Origin of the sequence: Legionella sp. 16cNR16C, assembly GCF_021297775.1 — a bacterium.
Lineage (GTDB): Bacteria > Pseudomonadota > Gammaproteobacteria > Legionellales > Legionellaceae > Legionella_C > Legionella_C quinlivanii_A.
Map to the genome: position 1 here is coordinate 1,183,930 of NZ_JAJTMX010000002.1, position 26,761 is coordinate 1,210,690.

Below are 26,761 nucleotides of genomic sequence, written 5' to 3' on the forward strand. Positions count from 1 at the left end.
GAGGAGTTTATACAGTGACCTGGCAGAGTACTATTGCGGTTATCTGGATGCTCGTCCTGTTATTTATGCTGGGTTATTTCTGGCGGTACCGCTCTAAATTTAAAACGTCGCAGGTCTGGCCCTTTGCAAAAGGTCAGATTACCAGGCTGAACTGGATTAGAAAAGATCATTTTCTCTGGGCTGATATTCAATACAGCTATGTCGTTGATGGGGTGGGTTATACAAATAACTGTCTGTTTATAGAGCAGCGATTTCGCTCTCCAAAATCAGCTTATGCGCGCCGCATTGCCTATCAGGCGGCATTGGCTTATGAAAAAGGAGAGGAAATTACGGTTTTTTATAATCCGGTGAACCCTCAGGAAGCTGCTTTGGATACCCGGGTGCCTTTAAAGCTGACGATTATTCTCATTTTACTGGGTGTATTCCTGGTCATCCATGTCTCAAGCATTCTAGTTGGCAATGTTCTGTAAACGGGTGCCCTCCAAAAATCAGCTAAAGAGAAAGCGGCGCTTTCGTCTTGCCCCATATTGATGAATCAACCATTCACTTATCTGCAGACTGGGTCATTCCCAGCGAGAGTGCTCAGCAAATTGCCATGTCATCTCGAACGCAGTGAGAGATCTCCGGATGCTGGCACAAACCAGGCTTTGGAGATCTCTCACTGCGTTCGAGATGACGGCGTGCCTGTAAGTGATGACACAGTTTAATGAACGCTCTCTTCTCAGCTATTTATTTTCCTGGCTCGGGGTGTTGAGTCTTACTTTGGCACTCACAGGGCGGTTCGATGGTTTTAGACGTCAGACTGGTGATCGCAAGTCCTCTTACTCCTTGCCCTGATGGAGCCTGTTCAAAGGTAATGGTGACGCTTAAATTCTGTTTCTGCTGGTATTGCGGGTTTTTATAAAGCACCAGGACAGGCATGGTGGCCTGCCAGTGACCATTTCCTGTAGCGCTGACGGTCGGGGGGAGCGTTGCCACTGCGCTCACATAATAGGCATTGGTTTTTACCGCATCGGGCAGCTTCGATTCATTAAGCGCTGTGCTGTAGGCTATCCATCCATTGGAACTGAAATATTTGGCAATCTGTTTCTGACGATCGATAAAATTCTGATAATTGAAAGTATAGGTTGCAATAATTGCTTCATTCGCCCAGACCGCCTGCTCTGTGAAATCCTCATCTGCTGCAAGACAGGAGGCAGAACAGAATAGTGAAACTGAAAGGAAACAGACTTTAGCTCTCATGATAATCCCTTAAATTAGTACCGCTTGGCCGCTTATAACCGGGAAACTAATAGTTTAACTCAATGTCTGCTGGCATCAAGTAATTTCCATTACCCCATAAATGGCATAAAAAAACCCGGCCTTAGGCCGGGCTAAATAGCATCAAGTAACTGCCTGTATCAGGAGTTACCAGGATGCACGCCCCATCCAAGAGGGAAGATGAAGCGAAGCAATTACATTGCTTATTTGGTTAGACGTGACAAATTTGAAAAAGTTCATTTCTTTTTTTAAAATTCAGATTTTTTTCCGGTATCGAATGATGTGTATTTATGATACTCTAGGCCCTTACGCTCATTTGCGGCTTTAGTGCATAGAGCCTGGCGTTGAATTTTAACCTGATTCATTCAATAAATTAAATCTTTATTCAGATTTGAACACGTATAGTTTGAAAAATTCAAGCTTGTACAAAATTGCATTTTCAATGCGGACAGGATAAAAAAATCCTGACTCGTCATTCTTATGATGGCTTGAACCATCAAATGGATTTGCCTGTGCGGAACATAGGTTGAAGTGGAGTTCGCTAAGACCATGAACGAGATCCGTATAAGTAATAAAAACTGATGAGAGGGGTGGCTTGGTGCGCAATAACCGATTCTACTTTGCCAACCGCGAAAATGTTGGTCGCTTTGTTAATCGCTGGGATTTATTGTTATTAATCCTGACCTTTTCGCTGTTATTTTTCCTGGGCTGGGCAGGCCAGCAAATGGCGGTCCCCTATCAATTGGGTGATCCCTTACCGATCTCCCTGGCCCCTTCTCATTTGCCTTTTTATGCGCTGCGTACCGTATTACGTATGTTTATCGCACTGGCCTTATCCATCCTGTTTACTTTTGTGGTAGGTGCCGCCGCTGCAAAAAACAGAAGAGCGGAGCAGGTGATTGTGCCGGCGATTGATATTTTGCAATCGGTCCCGGTCTTGAGCTTTCTTTCCATTACGGTAACCGGATTTATCCATTTATTTCCCAATAGTTTACTGGGACCTGAATGTGCGTCGATTTTTGTAATTTTTACCGCTCAGGTCTGGAATATCACCTTTGGATTTTATCAATCATTGAAAACAGTGCCGCATGACTTGAAGGAAGCGGCGGCCATGTTTCAATTGTCGTCCTGGCAAAGATTCTGGAAAGTCGAAGTGCCATTTTCCATGTCCGGCCTGCTCTGGAATATGATGATATCGATGTCGGCCAGCTGGTTTTTTGTGGTGCTATCGGAAGCTATTTCAGTTGCGCACCAGGATATCCTTTTACCCGGGGTCGGATCCTATATTGCCCTCGCCATCGAACAGCAGAATTTAGCCGCCGTAGGCTATGCGATATTAACAATGGTGATTGTGATCTTTCTTTACGATCAGATTTTATTCAGACCCTTAATTGCCTGGTCGGAAAAATTTAAAGTTGAGCAATCGCCGGATGAAGAGGAATATCAGTCCTGGCTGATTGATTTGATTCGCAGCAGCCAGCTTATCAAACGCATGGCCAAGCCGCTTTCTGCTTTAAAGGAGCGTTTTGTCAATGCACGAAGGTTAACGAATCGCGGGCCTTCAGTGGTTAGAGAAATTGATTCGCGGCGGCAAAAAAAACTGGACTGGTTATGGAATGGATCTGTGCTGCTGATTATTGTTGCCTGCAGCTGGATGCTGCTTGAATTTATCCTGACTAAACTGCGGATGCATGATATTGCCCATGCCTTTCTGTTGGGGGCGGCGACCGGCGCGCGGGTGATCATTCTTATTCTTCTAAGCTCTGTGATTTGGATTCCAGTCGGTGTATGGGTCGGTCTGAGGCCTCGTATTGCACAGAAAATTCAGCCCATTATTCAGTTTGCAGCAGCTTTTCCGGCCAATTTGTTTTATCCCTTATTCGTGATAGCCATTGTCCGCTTTCAGCTGAACGTTGAAGTCTGGGTGACTCCGCTCATGATTTTAGGTACCCAGTGGTATATTTTGTTTAATGTGATTGCGGGTGCGTCAACCATACCTCGGGATTTGTATCTTGCTGCCGACAATTTCGGTTTAAAAGGCTGGATTTGGTGGAAGCGTCTGGCCTTGCCAGGTATTTTCCCCTTTTATATCACCGGGGCAATTACCGCCGCCGGCGGCGCATGGAATGCCAGTATTGTGGCCGAATGGGTCAGCTGGGGCAGTACTACTCTAAAGGCGACGGGTCTGGGTGAATATATTCACGCCAGTACTATTGCAGGGGATTTTCCTCGAATTGCCCTCGGAACTTCGATGATGTGCCTTTATGTGCTGGCCTTTAATCATTTGATATGGCGTCCTCTGTATCGGCTTGCAGAGAATCGTTTTAATTTTAACTGAGACTGTTTAATGTCAAAAACTATAATTAGTCTGGAAAATTGTCGTAAATCGTTTAAAAAAGCTTCAGATCAGGACTTACTGGTTCTGGAGGATGTCAATTTTGAATTGCATGAAGGTGAAATTGTCGCCTTGCTGGGAAAATCAGGTTCTGGTAAATCAACCCTGTTGCGAATTATCGCCGGCCTGGTCCCACCCAGTGCGGGCAAGGTCAGTTACCGTGGTCAGCCCGTGACCAAACCCGTAGCAGGTATTGCGATGGTATTCCAGTCTTTCGCCTTGATGCCCTGGTTAACCGTTCTCGAAAATGTGGAACTGGGATTGGAAGCGCAGGGTGTTGGCCGAGAGGAACGTCGCCGCCGCGCAATTGAAGCGATTGACATTATTGGTCTGGACGGATTTGAATCGGCTTTCCCGAAAGAATTGTCAGGGGGGATGCGGCAGCGGGTGGGATTTGCACGTGCACTGGTGATCAATCCCGATGTATTACTGATGGATGAGCCGTTTTCTGCTCTGGATGTACTCACCGCCGAAAACCTGAAGTCTGACTTGCTGGAGCTATGGCAGGAAAAGAAAACCAATACCAATGGGATTTTGCTGGTCACTCATAATATTGAAGAAGCGGCCATGCTTGCTGATCGCATCATTATTTTTGGCAGCGATCCGGGTTATATTCGTGCTGAATTACAGGTTGAACTGCAGCAGCCTCGCGATCCGGAAACGCCTGAGTTTAGCGCGCTGGTGGATAAAATCTATCGTCTGATGACTTCAGGACCGAAAGAGCGAGCCAAGCGGGCGCAGCGTGAACGCCAGATTGGCCTGGGTTATCGTTTGCCTGATGTGGAGCCCTCTGAGCTTTCAGGTCTGATCGACACTCTGCAAACCTACGAAGAGCGTATTGATCTTCCTGAGCTGGCCGATGAGCTCATGATGAACATTGATGATTTGTTCCCCTTGCTGGAAACATTGGAAATCCTCGGCTTTGCCAAGGTATCGGATGGTGATATCCAACTGACTGAGCTTGGCAATCAATATTCGGAAGCGGATTTACAGGAAAGGAAGAAGATATTTGCCCGCCGCCTTCTGGATAAAGTGCCTCTGGCGCGTTATATCCGGCGCATACTGGACGAAAAATTTGGACATCGGGTTTCTGAAGAACGCTTTCTTAGCAAACTGGAAGATTATCTGAGTGAGAAAGAGGCCGAGCGCGTCTTAAAAACAATGATTGACTGGGGACGCTACGCAGAGATTTTTGCCTATGATTTTAATACCGGTATTTTGAGTCTGGAAAATCCGGGTATTTCTGATCAAATGGATGAGGAATAGGTTTAATGGTCTAGGGATCCCCTCGCCCAAGTTTGGGAGAGGCTAGGGTGAGGGTTGATTAACCCCCCCCTCTCTCTAACTCTCTCCCCGAGGGAGAGAGGATTTTTAAGGCAAACTCTTTTTCGAGGCGGCCTTTATCCTCAGCATGTAGGTTGTGCCCTTGGCACAACATTGAGTTCTGGATTAGTTCAACCCCTTTGTTGGGCCAAGGGCCCAACCTACAATGATTCCTTTCAAGCCATACTCTTAGTCACCAGCTCCTTCAAATCATTCGACAATTTATGCCTGGCAAGCTCATGCAGCTGATTTTGCATCATCGATTGCCGCGGCAGATTATATTGCTGCCAGCGGGTAAATGGCGTAGCCAGTCGGGCTGCGATTTGCGGATTGATTTGATCCATTTGCAGCAGCATTTCAGTAAGAAACTCATAGCCGCGGCCATCCATCGCATGGAAATTCCTCGGATTCGCCTGGCAGAAGCTGCCGATTAATGCTCTTACCTTGTTTGGATTTTTGATAGAAAATGCTGGATGCTGCAGTAATTTGCGTACATGCTGCAAGGTATCTCTGTCTTCACAGCTGGCCTGGATAGCAAACCATTTATCAAGAACCAGCTCATTGTTTGCCCATTGCTCATAAAAGCGTGAAATGGCCTGCTGCTTCGCTTCATGATTATGCGAGTTAACCAATAAGGCGAAACTTGAAATCTGATCGCTCATTGTTCTGGCGCCGGCATATTGCTGCTGGCAAAGCGTGAGGCTGGTTTCTTCTTCTGCTTTCATCATAAACCAGAGCACGGTATTACGGAGCCTGCGGCGGCTGTAAGAACTGGCATTCATCGTATGATTTTCTTTTTGCCATAGGCTTAAGTATTCAGATACCAGAGATTCATACAAGGCTTTACCCAGTTGACTGCGATAGGCATCGCGTGCAGCCTCCAGCAAATCAACGTCAACATCATGAAAATTAGTGATAATTTCCTCGAAACCTGGAGGGGTAAGCAGCTCGGCTTTAAGCGCTCGGTCAAGCGATTTATCGTGCAGGACATGCTGGCAGGCATTGATCAAATCATTGGGTATTTGCCATTGCGAGGAGTCCTGTTTCAGAAACTGGCCGATACAATCTGTAGTAAGACATTGTGCCGCATCCCATTTGGCGACACCGTCGGTTTCAAAGCGAAGTAATGATAACAGTTCACGACGGTTGATTTCTCGCTTTAATTTCACCGGTGCTGAGAAATCCCGCAATAAAGAGACCACAGGTTTCTCTGGAAGATTGGGGATACGGAAAGTTTGTTCCTCTTCTTTTAATTCCAAAACGTCCTGTTCAATCTCCAGTTCTTTTCCATGGGTATCAAACAGGGCAATGCGAATGGGAATATGAAAGGCTTGCTTTTGCTCACATTCAGGCGTTGGCGGGCAGTGCTGTTTCATATGCAGGCTAAGCTCACCATCCTTATAAACGCTTTTGATTTCAATCTCGGGTGTTCCCGCCTGACTGTACCACAGTTTGAATTGGGTCAAATCAACCCCATTGGCATCTTCCATTGCGGCCACAAAATCATCAATTGTTACCGCCTGACCGTCATGGCGCTCGAAATACAAATCCATACCGCGGCGAAAACCTTCTTTACCAAGAATGGTGTGCTGCATACGGATGACTTCCGCCCCTTTATTGTAAATAGTTGCGGTATAGAAATTATTGATTTCCTGATAGGAGTCGGGACGAACCGGATGCGCCATACTGCCGGCATCCTCCGGGAACTGAGTGGTTCGCAGCATCTTCACATCAAGGATGCGGTTAACGTCTCTTGAGTTCATATCGCGGGAAAATTCCTGATCGCGAAAAACAGTTAGTCCTTCTTTTAAACTCAGTTGAAACCAGTCGCGGCAGGTGACGCGATTACCAGTCCAGTTATGGAAATACTCATGGCCAACAACCCCTTCCACATCGGCAAAATCCTGATCAGTCGCAGTTTCCGGACGGGCTAGAATGTATTTGGAATTAAAAATATTTAATCCTTTATTTTCCATAGCCCCCATGTTGAAATCACTGACGGCCACAATCATGAAGATCGATAAATCATATTCCCGCCCATAGACTTCTTCATCCCAGGTCATGGCGTTTTTCAATGAATTCATCGCGTGCTGGCATTTGTCTTCGTTTCCAGGTTCAACATAAATGCGGCAGTCCACTTTATTACCAGAGCGCGTAATAAATTCATCCTGGATATGCACCAGACGTCCGGCAACCAGTGCAAAGAGGTATGACGGTTTCTTAAAAGGATCCTGCCATACCGCCCAGTGACGCCCGCCAGGTAATTCGCCAGAATCAACGAGATTTCCATTGGATAATAAAACCGGATATTTTTCCTTGTCCGCTTTTATGCGTGTGGTGAAGACGGTTAACACATCTGGCCTGTCAGGGAAAAAGGTAATGCGGCGAAAGCCTTCTGCCTCACACTGTGTACAAAAGAGATGATTGGAGCGATAAAGGCCGGATAGCTGAGTGTTATCCTGGGGGCGAATGCGGGTGACTATCGTAAGCTCAAACTCATCAGGACAATCCGGTAAAACAAGATCATTGTCTTTGCGATAATAAGCCCCCTCATTCAAGGGAATATTATTGAGTTTTATACTAACTAGCTCAAGTTCATCGCCGTTCAAATGCAGTGCTCCGAGCCCCTGGCGCTTCAGCCGCATGTGATTTTCAACCATTGCATGATCATCGTATAAATCAAAATCAAGATCGATTTTCTCGATAGAAAATACGGGAGGCTGATAGTTTTTACGGTAAATGGTAGTGTTGGACATAAACTTTTCTCCCTTTAAGAAATAATTTTCATTTCAATAACAAGTCAGTAAGGTCAGTCGCTTGATTCTTTGGGAATTTTTTATCGAAAGCACCTAGTCGGCAAGCCTTATTTGATCCTATACTAAATTTAGGAAGATAGTGTCTCGCTTTTACCAGCGAAATGCAAAATTAGAATGAGAAAGACTCGCGGATTTCCCGGTAGGGATCTGTAAAAGGGGATAAGTGATGAATACGCACGATTTTTTAGCTGGTTACACCAAACGCTATGTGGATAACAAAGAAGAGGAATTCACACTCGACGAATATCTTGAGATATGCAGCCAGGATCCCTCTGCCTATGCGAACCCGGCAGAGCGTCTGTTAATGGCTATCGGTGAACCCGAAGTGATTGACACCCGCCATGATCCGGTACTGTCACGCATATTCTCTAACAAAATTATTCACCAGTATCCTGTGTTCAAAGAATTTTTTGGCATGGAAGACTCAATTGAGCTTATCGTTGGATTTTTAAAGCATGCCGCTCAAGGCCTGGAAGAAACCAAACAGGTACTGTATCTACTGGGTCCTGTAGGGGGCGGTAAGTCCTCACTGGCTGAAAAACTGAAAGATTTAATGCAGAAGGTGCCGATATACGCCATCAAAGGTTCGCCAGTGTATGAGTCACCACTTTCCTTATTTGATCCCCAGGAAGATGCGGAACTGCTCTATGAGAAATTTGGCATTCCTTCACGCTACCTGCGCTATGTGATGTCTCCCTGGGCTGTCAAACGCCTCCATGAGTTCAATGGCGACATCAGCAAATTCAAAGTTATTAAGGTCAAGCCATCGCGTCTAAAGCAGATTGCGGTCGCCAAAACCGAACCGGGTGATGAAAATAATCAGGATATTTCTTCTCTGGTCGGTAAGGTCGATATTCGCAAGCTCGAAGAGTTTTCTCAGGATGACCCGGATGCTTACAGTTTCTCTGGCGGTCTGTGCCGGGCTCACCGTGGTTTGCTCGAGTTTGTGGAAATGTTCAAAGCACCCATTAAAGTGCTGCACCCCTTGCTGACTGCTACTCAGGAAGGTAACTATAATGCGACTGAAGGCCTTTCCGCGATTCCTTTTGAAGGTATAATTCTCGCCCACTCCAATGAATCAGAGTGGCAGACCTTCCGTAACAACAAAAACAATGAAGCCTTCATCGACCGGATTAACATTGTAAAAGTACCTTATTGCCTAAGGGTCTCCGAGGAAAAACGCATTTACCAGAAACTGCTTGATCATAGTTCTTTAACCGATGCGCCTTGCGCACCAGGAACCCTGGATATGCTGGCCCAATTTTCCGTATTGACTCGCCTGAAGGAGCCGCAAAACTCCAGCATTTACTCCAAAATGCGCGTGTATAATGGTGAAAGTCTCAAAGATACCGATCCGAAAGCCAAGTCTTATCAGGAATATCGGGATTTTGCCGGAGTTGATGAGGGTATGAGTGGTATTTCAACCCGGTTTGCATTCAAGATCCTTTCCAAAGTATTTAATTTTGATCACAGCGAAGTGGCAGCCAACCCGGTTCACCTCTTGTACATTCTTGAGAGACAAATTGAGCAGGAGCAATTCCCCCAGGAGCAGCATGAGAAATATCTGACTTTTATCAAAGAGCATTTAACCCCGAAATATGTTGAGTTTATTGGCAAGGAAATTCAAACCGCTTATCTTGAATCCTATTCAGAATACGGACAAAACATTTTCGATCGTTATATCACCTATGCTGATTTCTGGATCCAGGATCAGGATTATCGTGATCCTGATACGGGTGAAATCTTTGACCGCAGTTCTTTAAATATGGAACTGGAAAAAATTGAGAAGCCAGCAGGTATTTCCAATCCTAAAGATTTCCGTAACGAAGTCGTTAATTTCGTATTAAGAGCCAGAGCGAATAATCATGGAAAAAATCCAATCTGGAACAGCTATGAGAAACTGAAAACAGTAATCGAAAAGAAAATGTTTACCAATACGGAAGATTTACTCCCGGTTATTTCCTTCAATGCCAAGGCATCAGAAGATGACAAGAAGAAGCATGAAGAGTTTATCGCGCGTATGGTTGATAAAGGATACACCCGAAAACAGGTTCGCTTGTTATGCGAATGGTATTTAAGAGTGAGGAAATCGCAATAGCGCGTGCATTTACCAGCACGCATGGCGCTAACTTTATAGAAAATCCCCTCTCCCAAGCTGGGAGAGGGCTAGGGTGAGGGTTGTTTCTAAATCCCTCTCTCTAACTCTCTCCCTGAGGGAGAGAGGATTTTTGCTTAGCTAATGCTTGGAAACTGGTATTTTGAATAGGATGAGCGTATGTCGCAATTAATTGATCGACGACAGAATGCCGGCAAAAAGAGCACAGTCAATCGCCAGCGCTTTCTGAGACGATATAAAAACCAAATAAAACGTGCCGTTTCTGATGCTGTAGGAAAACGCAGCATCACCGAGATTGATCAGGGCGAAATGATAAGCATCCCGGCAAAAGATATTTCTGAGCCGCAATTTCACCGTGGAAGAGGCGGGCGAGTTGAACGAGTCTTGCCTGGCAATGATCAGTTTATTGCCGGTGATCGAATTCGAAGACCCGATGGCGGCGGCAGCGGCGGCAGCGGAAGTCAGGCCAGTAACAGCGGTGAAGGTGAAGATGAGTTTGTATTTCAGTTATCTCGTGAAGAGTTCCTGGATCTCTATTTTGAAGATCTGGAGCTTCCTGATTTAATTAAAAAAGAATTGGCGCAGTTAACAACCTATAAAACTATTCGAGCCGGTGTAACCAGCAGCGGTATTCCGACCAATATCAATGTTGTCCGCTCAATGCGGCAGGCTACCGGGCGGCGTATGGCCCTGGGCGGCTCTTATAAAAAACGTCTGCGACAGGCGGAAGAAGAGATGGAGCACCTGCAGGCAAATCCTGATGCCGAAAAGTTTCAGATATTAGAATTGCAGCATGAAATTGAATTTCTAAAGAAAAAACTGAAAGCGGTTCCATTTATCGACACCATTGATTTGCGCTATAACAATCGGGTAAAGGTTCCAGCCCCTTCAACGCAGGCAGTTATGTTTTGTGTAATGGACGTTTCCGGATCAATGGATGAAGCAAAAAAAGATATTGCCAAACGATTCTTCATTCTACTGTATCTGTTTCTGACCAAGAATTATGAAAAAATTGAACTGGTGTTTATACGCCATCATACTTCCGCCAAGGAAGTCAATGAAGAGGAGTTCTTTTACTCGCGAGAGACAGGAGGCACAGTAGTCTCCAGTGCACTGGAGTTACTCAGTACTATCATTGAGGCGCGTTATCCGGTCTCTGCCTGGAATATTTATGTGGCCCAGGCCTCTGACGGTGATAACTGGAATGCCGATTCACCATACTGCCAGGAATTGCTGCAGGAAAAAATTATGCCGCTACTGCAATATTTCGCCTATATTGAAATTATGCCGCGTCATCATCAGAGCCTCTGGGAGGTTTATCAGAAAGTGCATGAGCTATATCCTAATTTCGCTATGGAAAATATCGATAATGTAGCTGATATTTATCCAGTATTTCGTGAACTGTTTAAAAGGAAGACTGCATGAAAAAAGAGCCGCTGTCAAAAGGGGCCGAGTGGACCTTCGACTTAATCCAGAGCTATGATCGCGAAATAGGCCGGCTGGCCAAAGATTTCAAACTGGAAACTTATCCCAACCAAATTGAGGTCATTACCGCCGAGCAAATGATGGATGCCTACGCTTCGGTGGGTATGCCGATTGGTTATCACCACTGGTCGTTTGGAAAACATTTTGTCGGGGTTGAAAAAAGCTACAAGCGAGGTCAAATGGGATTGGCCTATGAGTTAGTTATCAATTCCAATCCCTGTATTGCCTATCTGATGGAAGAAAATACAATGGCGATGCAGGCGCTGGTTATCGCCCATGCCTGCTATGGCCATAATTCCTTTTTTAAAAGCAATTACCTTTTCAAAATGTGGACTTCCGCCGATGCGATTATTGATTATCTGGTATTTGCCCGTAATTATATCAGTGAATGCGAAGAGCGTTATGGAATTGATGAGGTCGAATCGATTCTTGATGCCTGCCATTCATTAATGAATTATGGTGTTGACCGTTACAAGCATCCCGCTATCCTCTCGGTACAGGAAGAAAAAATTCGTCAGCAGAATCGCGAAGTATACTTGCAATCACAGGTCAATGAATTATGGCGAACCATCCCGCAAAGCAAGCGGGTAGACAGTAATGGTCAAAAGAAACGCTTCCCAGAAGATCCACAGGAAAATATTCTTTATTTTATTGAGAAAAATGCGCCCCTTCTGAAGTCCTGGCAGCGGGAAATTGTTCGGATTGTACGAAAAATAGCTCAGTATTTTTATCCGCAGGGACAAACCAAGGTAATGAATGAAGGTTGGGCCTGTTTTTGGCATTACACCCTGATTAATGCACTTTATGATGAAAACCTGGTCACTGATGAGTTTATGCTGGAAATTTTGCAAAGCCATACCAATGTGATTATGCAGCCCTCCTTTAACAGCCCTTATTTTAGCGGTATTAACCCCTATACTCTGGGTTATAACATGATGCAGGACATCAAACGAATTTGTGAGAATCCTACCGCGGAAGACAAGCAATGGTTTCCATATCTCGCAAATACCGATTGGCTAAGCAGTCTCGATACCGCCATGCGTAACTATAAGGATGAAAGTTTTATTGCCCAATACCTTTCACCGCAGCTAATTCGGGATCTCAAACTGTTTCATATCGTGGACGATGACCGCCAGCCTGATTTAATGGTTGGGGCAATCCATGATGAGCAGGGTTATCAGTTAATTCGTGAAGCTTTGTCCCGCCAGTATAATCTCGGTTTTCTGGAGCCTGATATTCAGGTCTACTCTGTGGATGTCGAAGGGAACCGAAGCCTTACATTGCGCTATATTCAGCAAAACCGCTCGCCCTTGGGGGATAATACCCAGGAAGTATTGAAGCATCTGTACACGCTTTGGAAATTTCCAGTTCTTTTGCAAACTGTGGATGCTCAGGGAGAAGTTATCGCAGAATATCATTGTCCGCCTGTAAATAAAGGAAATAAACCTCCTCATTGATAGTTCAAAACAGTTCTTTTGCGAAAAAATAACTGGCAATGCGTTATTTAAAAATAGGTATTGTCAGTAGGAGGGTGGGCTCATTTTGAGCGATCAAAAAAAGGCTCTTCTGTACATTATTCGAATTTCATGTTTAAATGTTGGTCTTTTGCAGGGCTTTAACCTGCAGATGATATCGTTGTATGTCGTTTCATCTGTACGCAAATAAAACAGGAAACTATTATGCAATTCATTTTATATTTGGGTTTAATGCTGCTTACAGTGGCGTATGTTTATCGAAGAATAGTTCAGTCCGCCATAACCTTCCCTCATCCTGTCTCTTACTTAAAATTAACGGCCACACTGTTTAGTGAAAAATTACAATCCACTGAAAAGCCTGAATTAAGTAAAGAAAAAATACAGGAAACCTTTATGCAATTCGTGGTTGATGTAGGCAAAAAATCATTACAGCCCAATCATAAAGGCATCAGTCTTTTTCTTTTACCCAATCTCTCTCGGGTGTATGTCATTGCAAAACCTGCTCTGATTCAACAGATTTACAACACTAAAGCCTTGCAGGGCAAATTTGGCCAGACCCCTTTGTTTAACCGCCTTGATCATATTCTAGGCCCGCATAATCTGATGTCTTCAAAAAATGGTACACCTGGTCATGATAATCTGCGCGGCGCTATCCTGCGGCGTAATGAAGACCTGCTTCATCGGAAAAATAAGGAAAATCGCTATGAGCTGGAGACTTTGATAGAAGAGTTTTTTGAATTGCAAAGTGCGGATGTGAATCCACATAAAAAAACACTCGGCCAGGTTATGGATACGCTGTCCAGGCGTGTGCTGCTGTATAATTATTTTAGCAAAAATAGTATTGAGGTATTTGAAAAACTCTATCATCCCAGTTTAACTCAGGAACTGATGGGCTGTTTGTTTGATATTGAGCCCATATCCGATGCCGAGAAAATGCAATTGTGGAGCCTGCGAGAAAAGATTTTTAATTTTGGCTGCTTACTTCTGCAGCATGAGGACCTGAAACGAGAACTCTGCGCGACGGATAGCTGGCTTAATCGTTTAATGACCGCGCATGTTCTCGATAAGAAAGCTTTGGAGAAGGACCTGCTAAGCCAAGGGATTGATCCGAAACTCCCTTTAAAAGGGGGAGATTGCTCAAACTTAATCGAATTCGCAAAATGTCATGGGGATACTTGTGCTTTATCCTCCGCGGTCATTGATGCGCTTAATGAAAGTCTGTTTATCCCGCTGCTGGGCTTTGATGCGACTGCGACCCTGCTAACTACAACGCTTCGAATTATGCTGCAGGATCCAAGGATTTTAAAAATGGTCCGCCAGGAATTAGCCACCGCTGATTTTGACCACTCCAAACTTTCCACCTGGGGAGGCGAGGAAAAACTGTCTTATACCGAGGCAGTCATATTGGAGGCATTGCGCATACTTCCTCCTGCTCCAGCAATCCCTGAAGTGGTGCAAGAGCCTCTCGAGCTTAAGCAGGATGGTCAGTCAATCACGCTTCCACGCGGTGCTCTTTTGTTAATGCCGCTTGAAGCAATCCATCAGGATAACCGCAATTTTCCCGATATTTATTTGTCCGCAGAAGGGGAGGCATCATTGGGGAAAAAACTAGTAACCGCCAAAGATATTTTTCCTGAGCGCTGGCTGCCAGTAGACTCTCAGGGAAACCACTACAATGCCTGCTTGTTCGCTGATATACCACAATCTATCCATCCGGCTCAGAAGGAGAAAGAGGGCAGCTTTCTATCATTTAAAACAGGCCGACGGCGTTGCCCGGGACTTCGACTTGCTCTTGGTGAGGCGCTTTCGGTGGTCAAGATGTTGACTAAATTTGATTTTGAAATCGAGGGTGAAGACGCGCTGAATTTTCCCTTTGTCTATAAAAACCCCTTACAAAGGCAGGGGGGAAAGGGACATTTGACGGTAAGGAAACAGCAGGAATCCAAAAAAACAGATGAAAATGCTTCGATTCAGAAACCTTTACCGGGCAGGCTGTTTTTTGATAATTATCCTGAGGAAAATGAAATTGTCTCAGAAGAGAATTCATCACGGCAATTCGTTAGAGCCTGGAGTCTCGCTGCACCTGCCGCGCCTGATTAAGGCACGACAGATGCAGCGAAGTGGAGAAGTCTAACTACCCGATTCAGTTTAATCACTTGCCAGTTCGATGGCAAAAGCCAAGCCTAATTTGGCAAAATTAACCATATGTTCAGGAGTCAGACGATCCATTGTATCGCCAGAGGTATGAATTTTCTGATTATGGTGTTCAAAATCAGTCTCGCAGGGGAATGCTGCAGGAACCCCGGCTGCTGTCCATGAAGCATGATCGCTACAGCCATAACCACATTCTGATTCAGCCACAGGAACACCAATATAAGTCTTGATTAACTCAGACAGATAATCCGTTAACATATCATTGGTGTAATCGCGGAAAACCCACATGGTAGGATCATTGCGATCATTACGGAAACCGGTCATATCAAATTGAACTGCGGCAAGCACAGGGATATGTTCCTGCTCAAAATGCTCGACTACATACTGAGAACCGACCAGACCGCGCTCTTCCGCAGCATACCAGATGATATAGATTGGACGGTTAAACTCCTGATGTGAGTTTAGTAACACCCTTGCAATTTCCATGACGCTTGACGATCCGCTGCCGTCATCGCCTGCTCCAGGCATACGGCCATCAAGAGTGTCCATATGCGCGCCAATCACTATTCCGGGAGATCGGCTGTCTTTATTTATTACTGTAACCAGAGAGGGCTGTTTATACCACACGCCCGTTTTGACAAAATAGGCATCCACATCGGTACGTCCTGCTTCTTTTGCCATTTGCAGAAACTCTGACTTCAGCCATTTAGCGGCCTGAACTCCGGTATTTTTGGTCGCGGAACGATTCTCATAATCAGTGAGGTGTTTCAGAGTTTTGAGGATATTCTCGGATTTCACCTGCTCGAGCGCTTCAATAACCGCTGAACGATGCTTGACTTTAAACCCGCTCTTTAAGAGAGTGTTTTGCTTCAAGGCAGGTTTTGTCAGCAGTTGATGAGCAGCCTCTGCTTTTTGGTTGCCGGATTTGTCTGCCAGCTGTCCGCTCACATTAACAAATCGACCACAATTCAATTGGTCAGCCAGCAAACTGATACTTTGAAGCTTATCAGAAGGCAGATTGATAATCTTAAACTCGTTATTCTCCGCAAGGATTTCAAATTGTGAAGGCATTTTTGCTGCAAGACATTGCGGCACCTGTATTTGTTCCATGTGAGTCTGGCCTTGCGCTGCCAGAGGATTGGTTATCAGCATTAACCCAGTGGAAAGAAAAGTCATCCATTGATTCAAACGCATCATTACTCCTTAATTGATAAATGGCTTAATTCGTCATAAAGCATGTCTGCTGCAAGCGCTGAAAGGAAGGTACACTCAACAGGCTGTTTGAGAAATACTTTACGATGCCTACAGATAGTACATGATGACTTCAAGATTGTAATCCTAAATTTTTCCTAAGAATTCATCTAAGCGGTCAAACTCACCCAGATGCTAGATTAATCAACAGCTTGCTTTATATTTTAAATCGGTAAAAGTCGCTTATTAAGAACAATATGTGTCATAATTGCCCGTTTCCTTATTGATAATCATTTTCATTTGTTATAAAGTTGCAAATCCTTTTGGATGGTAAACACGGGCTAAAAATGAAATCAAAAAAAATACCCTATTATCTGCTTCTCCTTCTATTAACTGTTGGAGCCAGCCTTATTCTCGGCTTCCTGAGTTTTGGCGGTATGTTTGTTCTTTGGCCCGTTCTCCCTCTGGCTTTCGGCGCCTTCTTTCTCTCTGTTGCTTACGAATACGAAATATACATGCAGAATATCACCGGTGCTCTCGGTAAGCTGGGTTTTAAACGTGATTATCTGGAACGCCATCTGGCCAGGGAATTTTTACTTAATAACTTTCCCAAAGAAGGAGCGGAGCTTGAGGGCGGGCCGGAATTTTTCAGAGATTATAAAAAAATGCTGCAGCGTCTTCATGCCTTTGGCGAGGATCCTTTAGACGAAGCAGGTCGTCTCAAAAAGAAAAAGATTGAGAAAAAGCTCAGTGATATGGAAAAATGGTTTGCTGAGCAACTCTTTGCCAAAAATGATGAGGAAGAGGACCTAACTCCCTATCAGCAGGAGCTTCGCCGATGGTTGAAGGCCAGAGGTCAGGATGAAGTGCAGGAGTTGTTTACAAGACGTCGTCTATATTACCGTCTAGCCGGTGCATTCAGTATTCTTGCCGGTCTTTTCATGGGGGCAGGAACCACTTACCTCCTGGTCGGAGAATTTGCTGCTATTCCTTTACTGGCGGCGATTCCGTTTTCCGTGTTACCAGCCTTCATTATTCCAATGGCTGTCATTGCCGGAGCTGCATACGGTTTTCTAACCTATAATGCCATTACGGACATGATCAATAACGATACCTTGCGGCAATGGTATACCAAGATCCGTGATAATTTAGTCAAAGAAGTCAATTGGCGAAGTATTTTCCTGGCGGCGACTTCAGTACTCCTGGTCGGTCTAGCCATTGCGCTAACGATTTGTACGGCTGGTACCTGGTGGACGGTGGTTAAAAACTCGCGGCCTTTGTTTGCATGGATGGGTAAAATCCCCGTATTCGTAATGGGGATCATAAATCCTATTATCACCGGTCTTTCTGCAGTGTTTTTTAATCTGGAAAATACCAGCAATACCTTTGAAATTATCGAAGGCGCCCTGAAAAGTAAGAAATCCTGGTTTAGAGAATTTGTAAACGATATCAAGCAAGGCTGGGCTGAACTGCGTCAGAAGGAAAACTGGCTACAGATCATCAACCCATTCCGTCTGGTCATTAATATTTTGTTAGCCCCTCTGCGCCTGATTTTATTTTTGGGGCATTTGATTAGCATTGGCGTCACTTCCGATCGCGTGCCCGGGATTCCGGAAACCGTGTCAGCAGGTTTGGGAACCATAAGTGAATTGGGTGAAGACTGGCATTATTTCTTCCCCGGCAGTCATGAGCATAAGCATGATGATTTTAAATTAAAACACGCTTTAAAAGATCGTCTGAGTGCAAAAGGAGGGCATAGCCATGATAATGACGATGCGCCTACCCTCATATTGAAATTTGTACTTTCCCCTGTATTTTTACTGGCAACGCTTTACGCCTGGGGTGCAAGTCAGTTCAATAACCCGAATGATCAGACGAATCCCCGCGAGGTCTTAAGTTTCAAACAGGCCTGGTATCAGCAAACAGGGCGAAAAGCAGAAACCTCTATCGAATTGAAAGAGCCGGTTGAAGCTGTCTCTGAGGACTGGGAAATTGAGCATACCCTCTATAAAGTGGATAATTTCCAGAAAAAACATTTCAGCTCTGCTTTTAATTCCAAAATAGTTAAGGAAAAAACTGAGGGTCTGAACAGCTTCCAGAAGGAGCTGCGTCAACTGGCGAAACAAAAGAAGGCTCTAAGCGAAGAGGATTCTCCAAAGCTGAATCTGAAGGCCAAAATTGAAGAAGAAGCCGAAAAGGCTCTCTACAATAAGCATCGTTTCTTTGAGAAAGGCGACGCTACGACCAAAACCTTCCTGCAGGAGTTGCCGCAGTCGGTTTGTGCCGCTTGATCCTGCTTGCTTCCATCCTGCGAGAATGGTAGAAGGTAGTTTTAGAATTCAGAATCGAGGCAGTTATGTCAATTAAATCGGATCAGTGGATTACCAGAATGGCACTGGAACACGGGATGATTTCCCCGTTCCAGTCGGAACAAGTACGAGACACCGGCAACGGCCGTATTATTTCCTTTGGTGTGTCCAGTTATGGTTATGACGTGCGTTGTGCGGATGAGTTTAAAATTTTTACAAACATTAACTCAGCAATCGTTGATCCCAAATCATTTGATGCCAACAGTTTTGTTGATGTCAAATCGGATGTTTGTATTATTCCTCCCAATTCCTTTGCTTTAGCCAGGACTGTGGAGTATTTTCGTATTCCACGTAATGTTCTAACGATTTGTCTTGGTAAATCGACTTATGCGCGCTGCGGCATTATCGTGAACGTCACACCGCTTGAGCCGGAATGGGAAGGGCATGTCACTCTGGAGTTTTCTAACACGACCCCTCTACCCGCTAAAATTTATGCCAATGAAGGGGTGGCGCAAATGATATTCCTCGAGTCTGATGAGGTATGTTCCGTTTCCTATCGCGATCGTCACGGCAAGTATCAGGGGCAAACCGGGGTTACTTTGCCGCGAACCTGACGTTGTCCTGGTAAGCGAAGCTTACCCAGGTTCACAAGCGATTAATGCCCAATAGCCGTTCCCTGGATGCGCTTTGCTTACCGAGGCTACGGCTGCATTAATCCCTATTCGTCGTCTTCCTCATCCTGCAACGGGATGGTTTCCCTGGAACTGTCTACCCGCTCACGTAGCTCTTTTCCTGGCTTGAAGTGGGGACTATATTTAGCCTCAGTGATAACTTTTTCACCTGTTTTAGGATTGTGGGCATTTCTGGGTGGACGATAATGCAATGAAAAACTGCCAAAGCCACGAATTTCAATCCGTTGACCGCTAATAAGTGCTTCACTCATTAATTCCAGAATACGATTGATACCATCACTGACTTGCTTTTCGGGCAAGTGAGTCATTTTTGCAGCTAGGTTTGCTATGAGTTGCGATTTAATCATACCTACCTCGGTTGGCCGCGTTTCAGAAGGCTCTTGCCCAAAAGGCTTCAGCTAAGAGCTTAAAGTACTACTCTATTAATCAGTATAGACTCGCAAAAAAATTATTCAATCTTATCAATTAACTGTAACAAGATTTTATGGGTATGCAAATAGTAAATAGCCTGATCTTTTTATTACTGTCTTTGCTGGATAAAAACATCGACTTCTCCCCAGTTCATTTGCACTCTGACAGTGCGTATCAGAGTAAACAAAGAGGATTGCAGTGCTTTGCTGGTGCTGAGCACCAGGCTGCCGGCGGCAATGCCTTCCAGTACATGACTTAAGTGCTGCCAGCGCTCGCCAAAAAAAGCGGTGGCATTAATATAGACTATATTTGCATCGGAAAAGTCAGCAGAAAAGATATCATTATTTTCAAAATGAATATGATGATAATTTTCTTTATAAGCAGGCATTGCTTTTAGTTTTTCCTGCTGCCGTAGGGCGCTGCAATGGAGATTTTCAAACAGCTCTATTCCCGCGCTTTTTTTAACTGGAAACACCATCGCACAGGCTAGTACTGTTTTGCCGGTTCCGCTGCCTAAATCATAGAAAATGGTAGCAGGCCCTGGCTTGCATAAAGACAGCAAGGCAATAAATGATTGAAATTCAATTTCTCCGTACACATATTCCGGCGAATCATTGTGAGCACGGGCCTCCTTGGAAAGATGAAATCCGCTGACCGATTGATACAGTTGTTTGAATACCTTTTCATGTGCATCAAGGTTTAGGCCATGGCGCCATTGCTTCAGCCGCCATCCTTTACGCCATTTTTTAATATGGATCATCAACAAAGGGATGGCCGCGATACCAAGGAGAGTCCACATATCAGTTCTTATTCATTGAAGCAGTATTCAGAATCTTGTTTTTTTCCTGATGGGACAGGTTAGGCCAGGCCTTTAACAAGACTTTACCCGCCTCACGCTCGTTTCGGGCATGCTGATGCATTTCCCATGGCAATTCATTACTGATGTAAAGCCCAATAAACAAGCTGGTAATAAAGGTGACAAGCAAGGCGAGGCTCACTGAACGCCATTGAAATGAGCGTAGAAGGCCTGTGCTTTTCTGAATGGCGCGAGTCGCTACTTTTTCAACCTGGACACAGCTCTCATTGGCAATCCGTTTGAAATAGTGTGCATCATAATCCGCCAATTGCTGATCAATTTTTGCGATAGCCTGCTGGGTGTGTTGTTCAATTAAATTAAGTTGTTTGTGAAAATTTTTATTAAATTCCCGCAACTGGCTGGCAATTTCCAGGAGCATTTGCTGACTGGCTTTTTCCAGCATAGCAAGATGTTTTTCTCCCTGTACTAAAGTTTGCTCAGCACTGAGTCTGAAACGCGCCAGACCGGCCTGGGTGAGGACTTCATGCAGGGATTCCAGTTCCTGATGCAGATTTTGTAATTTCTGCTCTATCTTCTGATGCTGATTATGCGCCTGTTCTTCAATATCTTGCCGCCAGGCAATCATTTTAGTCTCTGCCAGTTCAAAATAAGCAATAAATTCACCAGTATGCCGTAATAGCTCTTTCAGTTTAGCTATTTCCTGGTCTCGCATTAGTTCCATAGGCCCTCCTGGTTGTCAGAACTGGCACGCCTGTTAATATTAGGGTTCCGCTGCTATTTTCATTGTAAAAAGGTTATTCATGTTAAAAAATTTTGCCCTCTTTAGCATTTTATTTATTCTGCTGGGAACGCTTTTCATCTTTTTTTATCAAAGAAAACTAATCTATTTTCCAGCAAAACTGATGCCAAGTCCTGCGAGTTTCCAGGCGAAGGATATGCAGGTAGTATCATTGCGGACAAGCGATGGGCTGACATTGCAATCCTGGTACAAAGCGGCTAAATCCGGACAAGCCACCGTTCTTTTTCTGCATGGCAATGGTGGCCATATTGGGATGCGCATGCCAATGGCAAGGCAATTGATTCATCATGGATTTGGCGTCTTGCTTTTGGAGTATCGAGGCTACTCGGGTAATCCTGGCTTTCCTTCAGAGAAAGGTTTTTATCAGGATGCTGAAGCGGCAAGAGCGTTTTTAAGACAGCAGGGTGTAACAGATAAACATCTGGTGATTTACGGTGAATCGCTCGGCACCGGGGTGGCTACCTATTTGTCAGTAAATCATGCCGCATGTGCTGTAATTCTGCAAAGCCCATTTACTTCGTTAAGCGCTATCGCCAGATATCATTATCCGCTGATATTGATTTCTCCCTGGGATAAATATGATTCCCTGTCGCGTATTCAGGACGTCAAAAGCCCCTTGCTGATTCTTCACGGAGACCAGGACAGGATCGTGCCCTATGCTCAGGGGGTTGATCTCTTTGACGCCGCCAATCAGCCCAAGGAATTTATCCGGGTTCAAGACAGAGGGCACAATGATTTATGGGGGCAGGCCTTTTATCAGAAAGTCGTTCAGTTTATTCAGCAAAATTGCAGCCAATAGTCCGGTGTGTTTCACAAAAACTGTTTTTGCGAGCGTCAGCGAAGCAACTCCTGACTTTGTTCAAGTCTGATCTGGATTGCCTCACTTTGTTCGCAAAGACAACAGGTTTTTCTATACAAATTAATATTTCCTTAATCTATATTGATTAGAATGGAATCATACAGGTAAGAGGAGAGGTGTCATGGCCATAGCGACGACATCGACATTTTTTAGACAAGCCCCAAGTATCACTCCACTTGTCCGGCCCGTCATCCAATCCGCTGACAAGCAGCAGGCGGGATATATTTATGTTGGTGAAGAGAACGATTGTTTTTTTCGTTCTGCAGCGGCCGCAATTATCAGCAAAGCTTTGGACAATCCAGCTAAGCATGAGGGACTGATTCAGCAGATCCTTGAATACCATAAAACCCTTTTTCCGAAGCCCCAGCAGCTTGAGCGTGCTGATTCTTATGTGAAACGTTTAAGACAGCTAATGGCACAACAGCCCATCACTCAGTTTGTGAGAGATTTGGGATTTACCCTTCGCCAGATCACTGTCGATGAGTTGGTTTCTGACCCGGTTGCTTATCAGGATGCGTTTTCTGATCAGCTTTCATCGGTGGCAGAAATGAGGCAGTCAGACACCCGAATCAATGATAATGTGTTGAGAGATGCCCTGGCAAAACGTTTAAGTTTATCCATTAAGATACTTGAAGTGGAGCCAGGTAAAGAATTTCATGCCGCTCATCATTCTTCACCACCGGAAGGCGTGACGCCTGCTGTGAAACTTAAACTGCAAGTCGAGGACAAGCTTTATCGCCCGTATGTAGCCAACATTGCAGTCTTTGAAAAATATAATGCAGCGATGGCCTTGCCAGAGTTGCCTCAAGTAAACCGAGCCAGTGAGCCCGGCATGGAAGAACTGAAGGCCCAAATCAAAGAAAGCAGACAATTGATGCGGCAGGATTACTTACGCCGCGTTAAAAATCTGGAAGTGCAATATAAAGCAAAGGATTTTGATAAAACGGGACTTAGAGAAGCATTACTCGAGGAATGGAAACATAGCTTTAATTATCATTTGCGTGTTCCCTATGCGGGTATTGAACATGGCATTCAGAAGTTTTTCCGCAAGAATATCGGGCTTGCCAACAAGCATGAAGCAACCAATATTAAACCGCAGAGAGATTACCAGGACCATACAGCTCTGGATTTCATCCATACTATTGCCCAGGGATTATCCCTTGGAATTTTTAATGAAGACAGGGTGTTTGCTAATCTTAAGAAGTACTCTTCAGAAAATAAAAAGCAAGAGTCCTCATCTGGAATGAGAATACGTTAATCTTTAAGAGATCCTCTCTCCCCTCAGGGGAGAGAGTTAGAGAGAGGGGTTTAAAATCAACCCTCACCCTAGCCCTCTCCCAAACTTGGGAGAGGGGATTTTCTCTTATGTTTGTCTCTAACTCTCTCCCCCTAGGGGCGAGAGGATCGCTATGGATTCAAATATCCCTGCTGCCGCATCCAATCGTCACTGGCAAATTTGCTCATATAATTGCGAATTGAATCGGGGAGGATGACCAGGCATTTGTCACCTTGCTTTAAGGATTTGGCTGCCTGCAGCGCTGCCCAGGCGGCGCCTCCGCTGGAGCCTCCTACCAATAAGCCTTCTTCGCGAATTAAACGTCTTGCTGTATTAAAAGAGTCTGCATCATTGATTTTGACATAACGGTCGATGAGCTGGTTATTCAGAACATCGGGGAAGAAATCATAGCCAATGCCTTCCACGTCATAGGGTTTAATTTCATCTCCGCCGCCCAGAATAGAGCCAATCGGGTCAACGCCGATTATCTGGATTTCAGGGTTATATTCTTTCAGACGTCTGGCAATTCCGCTAATCGTCCCACCGGTGCCAACGCCTGCCACGACCATTGTCAGGCTTTTGCCGAAATCCTCAATGATTTCTTCCGCTGTTCCATGGTAATGGGCATTGGGGTTATTGGGATTGGCGTATTGGTCGAGAATATGCGAATTGGGTATCTCTTTCTGCAACCGGCTGGCCAGCGAGATATGGCTTTCAGGCGCATTCCAGGCGGCTGCAGTCGGGGTTCTGTAAATTACAGCACCTAAACGCTCCAGAGCCACTTGTTTTTCCTGGCTCATTTTATCCGGCATGGTAATAATGACTTTATAACCCAGCACAGCGCCTGCCAGCGCAATGCCAATTCCGGTATTGCCTGAGGTGGGTTCGATCAGCGTATCACCCGGTTTGATACGGCCTTCCTCCTCTGCTTTTTTCACCATTTCATAGCCAATACGGTCCTTAACTGAACCCCCTGGATTGAAAAATTCACATTTGGCATACAGCTCACAATCGAGTTCTTTTCCCAGTTTATTTAACCGCACAACCGGAGTATGGCCTATCGTTTCCAGAATATTTGAATAAATCATGAGTAACTCAAGATTAAAGAAGGAGGGTGCTCTACTTTAACAAGTAATTTTATCAGGAACAATTGCTAAAATGATTAGCCCAATTCCAGGGCTACAACCTAAATTCAAGCATATTGATTTTACAAGTTAAAATACAAGAGCTAGAATTTCAACTTGTATGGAATTAACTAACCGCAAGGAAGAATAACCATGAAAAGAAAAATCGCTTGGGTTATATTGGTCGCCCCTTTGGTATTAACTGGCTGTGAGCAAATGGACTCCTTATTTGGAGGATCTGATCACAATGAGCCTTACTATCATGGTAAACGCTCTTCTTCTGCCAGCACAGAAAAGAAAAATACCAGCTCTCACCAGTCGAACTCATCCAACACCAGTTCCTATAGCAGCTCCTCCTCCAGCTCTTCGTCATCCTCTGGACAATCAGGGAATGCTGCACAAAGCGTCACTTCAGTAAGCGATAGCCCTGCTGATATCAGTAATGCGGCAACCACTCCCAAACCTGTGCCAAGCGGAGCTGTACCGAATACCAGTCCGATGGTTGGTCAATAATCTGTTAACAAGGAAAATGGCATGACGACTGTTGCTGATGTATTTATCGATACCCTGGAAGAAGCCGGCGTTAAGCGTATTTATGGGATTGTAGGCGATTCCCTGAATGGTTTGACCAATGCTTTGCAAAAAAGGAAAACCATTTCCTGGGTTCATACAAGGCATGAAGAGGTCGCTGCTTTCGCAGCAGGTGCCGAGGCTCAGCTCACCGGCGAGTTAAGCGTTTGCGCTGGAAGCTGCGGACCTGGTAACGTTCACCTCATCAATGGACTGTATGACTGTCAGCGCAGTAACGCGCCGGTATTGGCAATCGCGGCGCATATTCCCTCACCTGAAATTGGGGGGGATTATTTTCAGGAAACGCATCCCGCGATCCTGTTTAAGGAATGCAGTGTGTATTGCGAGATCATCTCGTCTCTGGAGCAGATGCCGCGCGTTTTGAAAATTGCCATGCAAACAGCAATTGCAAAGCGTGGGGTTGCGGTGATCGTCATTTCCGGGGATTTCGCTATGCAGGAAATTCGTACCCGGCACTCACCTGCCTGGATTCCAGCACCAAAACCCGTGGTTTTACCGGATAATGCGCTGCTTAAGCAATTGGCTAAAGAATTAAATGATGCCCAGCGAGTCACCATTTTTTGCGGGATTGGCGCAGCAGGCGCGCATCAGCCATTGATGGCTCTGTGCGACAAGTTAAAATCCCCGGTGGTCCATACGCTGCGCGGCAAAACCTTCATTGAATATGATAACCCCTATGACGTCGGCATGACCGGTTTAATAGGATTTTCCTCAGGCTACTATGCAATGGAGTCCTGCGATGTTTTGTTATTATTAGGAACCAGCTTCCCATACCGGCAGTTCTATCCTGAAAATGCCAGAATTATTCAGATTGATATTGAAGGCAGCCAGTTAGGAAAACGAGCCGACATTGATTTAGGCGTGGTGGGTGATGTGAATGCTACACTGGAAGCATTGCTGCCATTAATCAAGTCTAAGACAGATAGCAGCCATCTTGAAAAAGCGGTGGAGCATTATCGTCATGCTCGCAGAGAGCTGGATGATCTGGCGAGCGCTAAGCCCGGTAAGAAACTGATTCATCCCCAGTATCTGGCAAAACTAATCAATGAAGAAAGCAGCGATGATGCGATCTTCACCTGTGATGTGGGAACTCCAACGGTTTGGGCTGCCCGTTATCTGATGATGAATGGCAAGCGGCGTCTGCTGGGGTCTTTCAATCATGGCTCAATGGCAAACGCCCTGGCACAGGCTATTGGCGCACAAGCCTGTTTTCCCGGGCGTCAAGTCGTTGCTCTCTGTGGCGATGGCGGGTTCAGTATGCTGATGGGCGACATTCTGACTCTTGTTCAGCAGCAATTACCGGTTAAAATGGTGATTTTTAATAATGGTACTCTGGGCTTTGTAGAAATGGAGATGCATGTCGGTGGAATGCTTGAGTATGGCACTCAACTGGATAATCCCAATTTCGCGCAAATGGTTGAAGGAGCTGGAATTCATAGCCTGCGAGTCGAAGATCCTGCTGATTTGCGTGATGCCTTAGGGGCTGCATTCAAACATCAGGGGCCGGCGCTGGTGGATGTGCGGGTAAATCGCAATGAACTGGTTATGCCGCCTGCAATCAATATTGCCCAGGTTAAAGGCTTTAGCCTCTATATGATGAAGGCCATTATTAATGGGCAGGGTACAGAAATTTTAAATCTGGTAAAGAATAATTTATGGCGGTAGGAT

Annotated in this window: 20 protein-coding genes; 13 read left to right on the forward strand and 7 right to left on the reverse strand. The window is 45.1% G+C overall.

Annotated elements, in window-relative coordinates; genetic code table 11:
* The first annotated feature begins 14 nt into the window (after window positions 1-14).
* Window positions 15-470, forward strand: coding sequence for a DUF3592 domain-containing protein (locus LXA66_RS09125; protein WP_233012902.1), 456 nt, complete (start codon window positions 15-17; stop codon window positions 468-470).
* Between the two features lie 259 nt (window positions 471-729).
* Here the strand turns inward: LXA66_RS09125 and LXA66_RS09130 are convergent, their stop codons facing one another.
* Window positions 730-1,242 (reverse strand): DotI/IcmL family type IV secretion protein, encoded by a 513-nt coding sequence (locus LXA66_RS09130; protein ID WP_233012903.1) that lies wholly within the window; start codon window positions 1,240-1,242, stop codon window positions 730-732.
* A gap of 616 nt (window positions 1,243-1,858) precedes the next feature.
* Here LXA66_RS09130 and LXA66_RS09135 point away from each other — a divergent pair.
* Window positions 1,859-3,598 carry an ABC transporter permease subunit gene (locus tag LXA66_RS09135; protein WP_112219438.1) on the forward strand — a complete coding sequence of 580 codons (1,740 nt, stop codon included), beginning with the start codon at window positions 1,859-1,861 and terminating at the stop codon, window positions 3,596-3,598.
* 9 nt (window positions 3,599-3,607) lie between these two features.
* Complete coding sequence (locus tag LXA66_RS09140) at window positions 3,608-4,921, forward strand: AAA-associated domain-containing protein (protein ID WP_133139950.1); 1,314 nt, start codon at window positions 3,608-3,610, stop codon at window positions 4,919-4,921.
* A 233-nt stretch (window positions 4,922-5,154) separates the two neighbouring features.
* Here LXA66_RS09140 and pepN read toward each other — a convergent pair whose 3' ends face one another.
* Window positions 5,155-7,734 carry an aminopeptidase N gene (pepN, locus tag LXA66_RS09145; RefSeq protein WP_233012904.1) on the reverse strand — a complete coding sequence of 860 codons (2,580 nt, stop codon included), beginning with the start codon at window positions 7,732-7,734 and terminating at the stop codon, window positions 5,155-5,157.
* A 226-nt stretch (window positions 7,735-7,960) separates the two neighbouring features.
* On the opposite strand from pepN, the gene LXA66_RS09150 reads away from it, so the two are divergent.
* From LXA66_RS09150 to LXA66_RS09165, 4 genes are all read left to right on the forward strand, one after another.
* Entirely contained in the window at window positions 7,961-9,892 is a 1,932-nt protein-coding gene (locus tag LXA66_RS09150; protein WP_112219435.1) for a PrkA family serine protein kinase, read from the forward strand.
* Window positions 9,893-10,069: 177 nt separating this feature from the next.
* Window positions 10,070-11,335 (forward strand): YeaH/YhbH family protein, encoded by a 1,266-nt coding sequence (locus LXA66_RS09155; protein WP_112219434.1) that lies wholly within the window; start codon window positions 10,070-10,072, stop codon window positions 11,333-11,335.
* Window positions 11,332-12,852: a SpoVR family protein gene (locus LXA66_RS09160; protein ID WP_112219433.1), complete on the forward strand. Its 1,521-nt coding sequence runs from the start codon at window positions 11,332-11,334 to the stop codon at window positions 12,850-12,852. The genes LXA66_RS09155 and LXA66_RS09160 overlap by 4 nt, the downstream gene beginning before the upstream one ends.
* Window positions 12,853-13,074: 222 nt before the next feature.
* On the forward strand, window positions 13,075-14,970 hold the full coding sequence (locus tag LXA66_RS09165; RefSeq protein WP_233012905.1) for a cytochrome P450: 1,896 nt from the start codon (window positions 13,075-13,077) through the stop codon (window positions 14,968-14,970).
* A 48-nt stretch (window positions 14,971-15,018) separates the two neighbouring features.
* Here the strand turns inward: LXA66_RS09165 and lapA are convergent, their stop codons facing one another.
* Window positions 15,019-16,218, reverse strand: coding sequence for an aminopeptidase LapA (lapA, locus tag LXA66_RS09170; RefSeq protein ID WP_233013038.1), 1,200 nt, complete (start codon window positions 16,216-16,218; stop codon window positions 15,019-15,021).
* A 344-nt stretch (window positions 16,219-16,562) separates the two neighbouring features.
* On the opposite strand from lapA, the gene LXA66_RS09175 reads away from it, so the two are divergent.
* Both LXA66_RS09175 and dcd read left to right on the forward strand, forming a co-directional pair.
* Window positions 16,563-18,506 carry a hypothetical protein gene (locus LXA66_RS09175; protein WP_233012906.1) on the forward strand — a complete coding sequence of 648 codons (1,944 nt, stop codon included), beginning with the start codon at window positions 16,563-16,565 and terminating at the stop codon, window positions 18,504-18,506.
* A 65-nt stretch (window positions 18,507-18,571) separates the two neighbouring features.
* Window positions 18,572-19,138: a dCTP deaminase gene (dcd, locus tag LXA66_RS09180; RefSeq protein WP_058507148.1), complete on the forward strand. Its 567-nt coding sequence runs from the start codon at window positions 18,572-18,574 to the stop codon at window positions 19,136-19,138.
* Window positions 19,139-19,242: 104 nt separating this feature from the next.
* Here dcd and LXA66_RS09185 read toward each other — a convergent pair whose 3' ends face one another.
* From LXA66_RS09185 to LXA66_RS09195, 3 genes are all read right to left on the reverse strand, one after another.
* Entirely contained in the window at window positions 19,243-19,614 is a 372-nt protein-coding gene (locus LXA66_RS09185) for an integration host factor subunit beta (protein WP_367379936.1), read from the reverse strand.
* A 122-nt stretch (window positions 19,615-19,736) separates the two neighbouring features.
* Complete coding sequence (locus LXA66_RS09190; RefSeq protein ID WP_233012907.1) at window positions 19,737-20,426, reverse strand: methyltransferase; 690 nt, start codon at window positions 20,424-20,426, stop codon at window positions 19,737-19,739.
* Window position 20,427: 1 nt separating this feature from the next.
* Window positions 20,428-21,165, reverse strand: a complete 738-nt coding sequence (locus tag LXA66_RS09195) for a hypothetical protein (protein WP_233012908.1) — start codon at window positions 21,163-21,165, stop codon at window positions 20,428-20,430.
* Window positions 21,166-21,244: 79 nt separating this feature from the next.
* Between LXA66_RS09195 and LXA66_RS09200 the strand changes: the two genes are divergently transcribed.
* Entirely contained in the window at window positions 21,245-22,042 is a 798-nt protein-coding gene (locus LXA66_RS09200; RefSeq protein WP_233012909.1) for an alpha/beta hydrolase, read from the forward strand.
* Between the two features lie 181 nt (window positions 22,043-22,223).
* On the forward strand, window positions 22,224-23,360 hold the full coding sequence (locus LXA66_RS09205) for a hypothetical protein (RefSeq protein ID WP_233012910.1): 1,137 nt from the start codon (window positions 22,224-22,226) through the stop codon (window positions 23,358-23,360).
* A gap of 149 nt (window positions 23,361-23,509) precedes the next feature.
* Here the strand turns inward: LXA66_RS09205 and LXA66_RS09210 are convergent, their stop codons facing one another.
* A complete protein-coding gene (locus LXA66_RS09210; RefSeq protein WP_233012911.1) occupies window positions 23,510-24,466 on the reverse strand; it encodes a pyridoxal-phosphate dependent enzyme in 957 nt (318 codons plus the stop codon).
* Between the two features lie 189 nt (window positions 24,467-24,655).
* Between LXA66_RS09210 and LXA66_RS09215 the strand changes: the two genes are divergently transcribed.
* Both LXA66_RS09215 and poxB read left to right on the forward strand, forming a co-directional pair.
* Entirely contained in the window at window positions 24,656-25,015 is a 360-nt protein-coding gene (locus tag LXA66_RS09215) for a hypothetical protein (RefSeq protein WP_233012912.1), read from the forward strand.
* A gap of 21 nt (window positions 25,016-25,036) precedes the next feature.
* Window positions 25,037-26,758 (forward strand): ubiquinone-dependent pyruvate dehydrogenase, encoded by a 1,722-nt coding sequence (poxB, locus tag LXA66_RS09220; RefSeq protein ID WP_233012913.1) that lies wholly within the window; start codon window positions 25,037-25,039, stop codon window positions 26,756-26,758.
* Window positions 26,759-26,761: the final 3 nt, after the last annotated feature.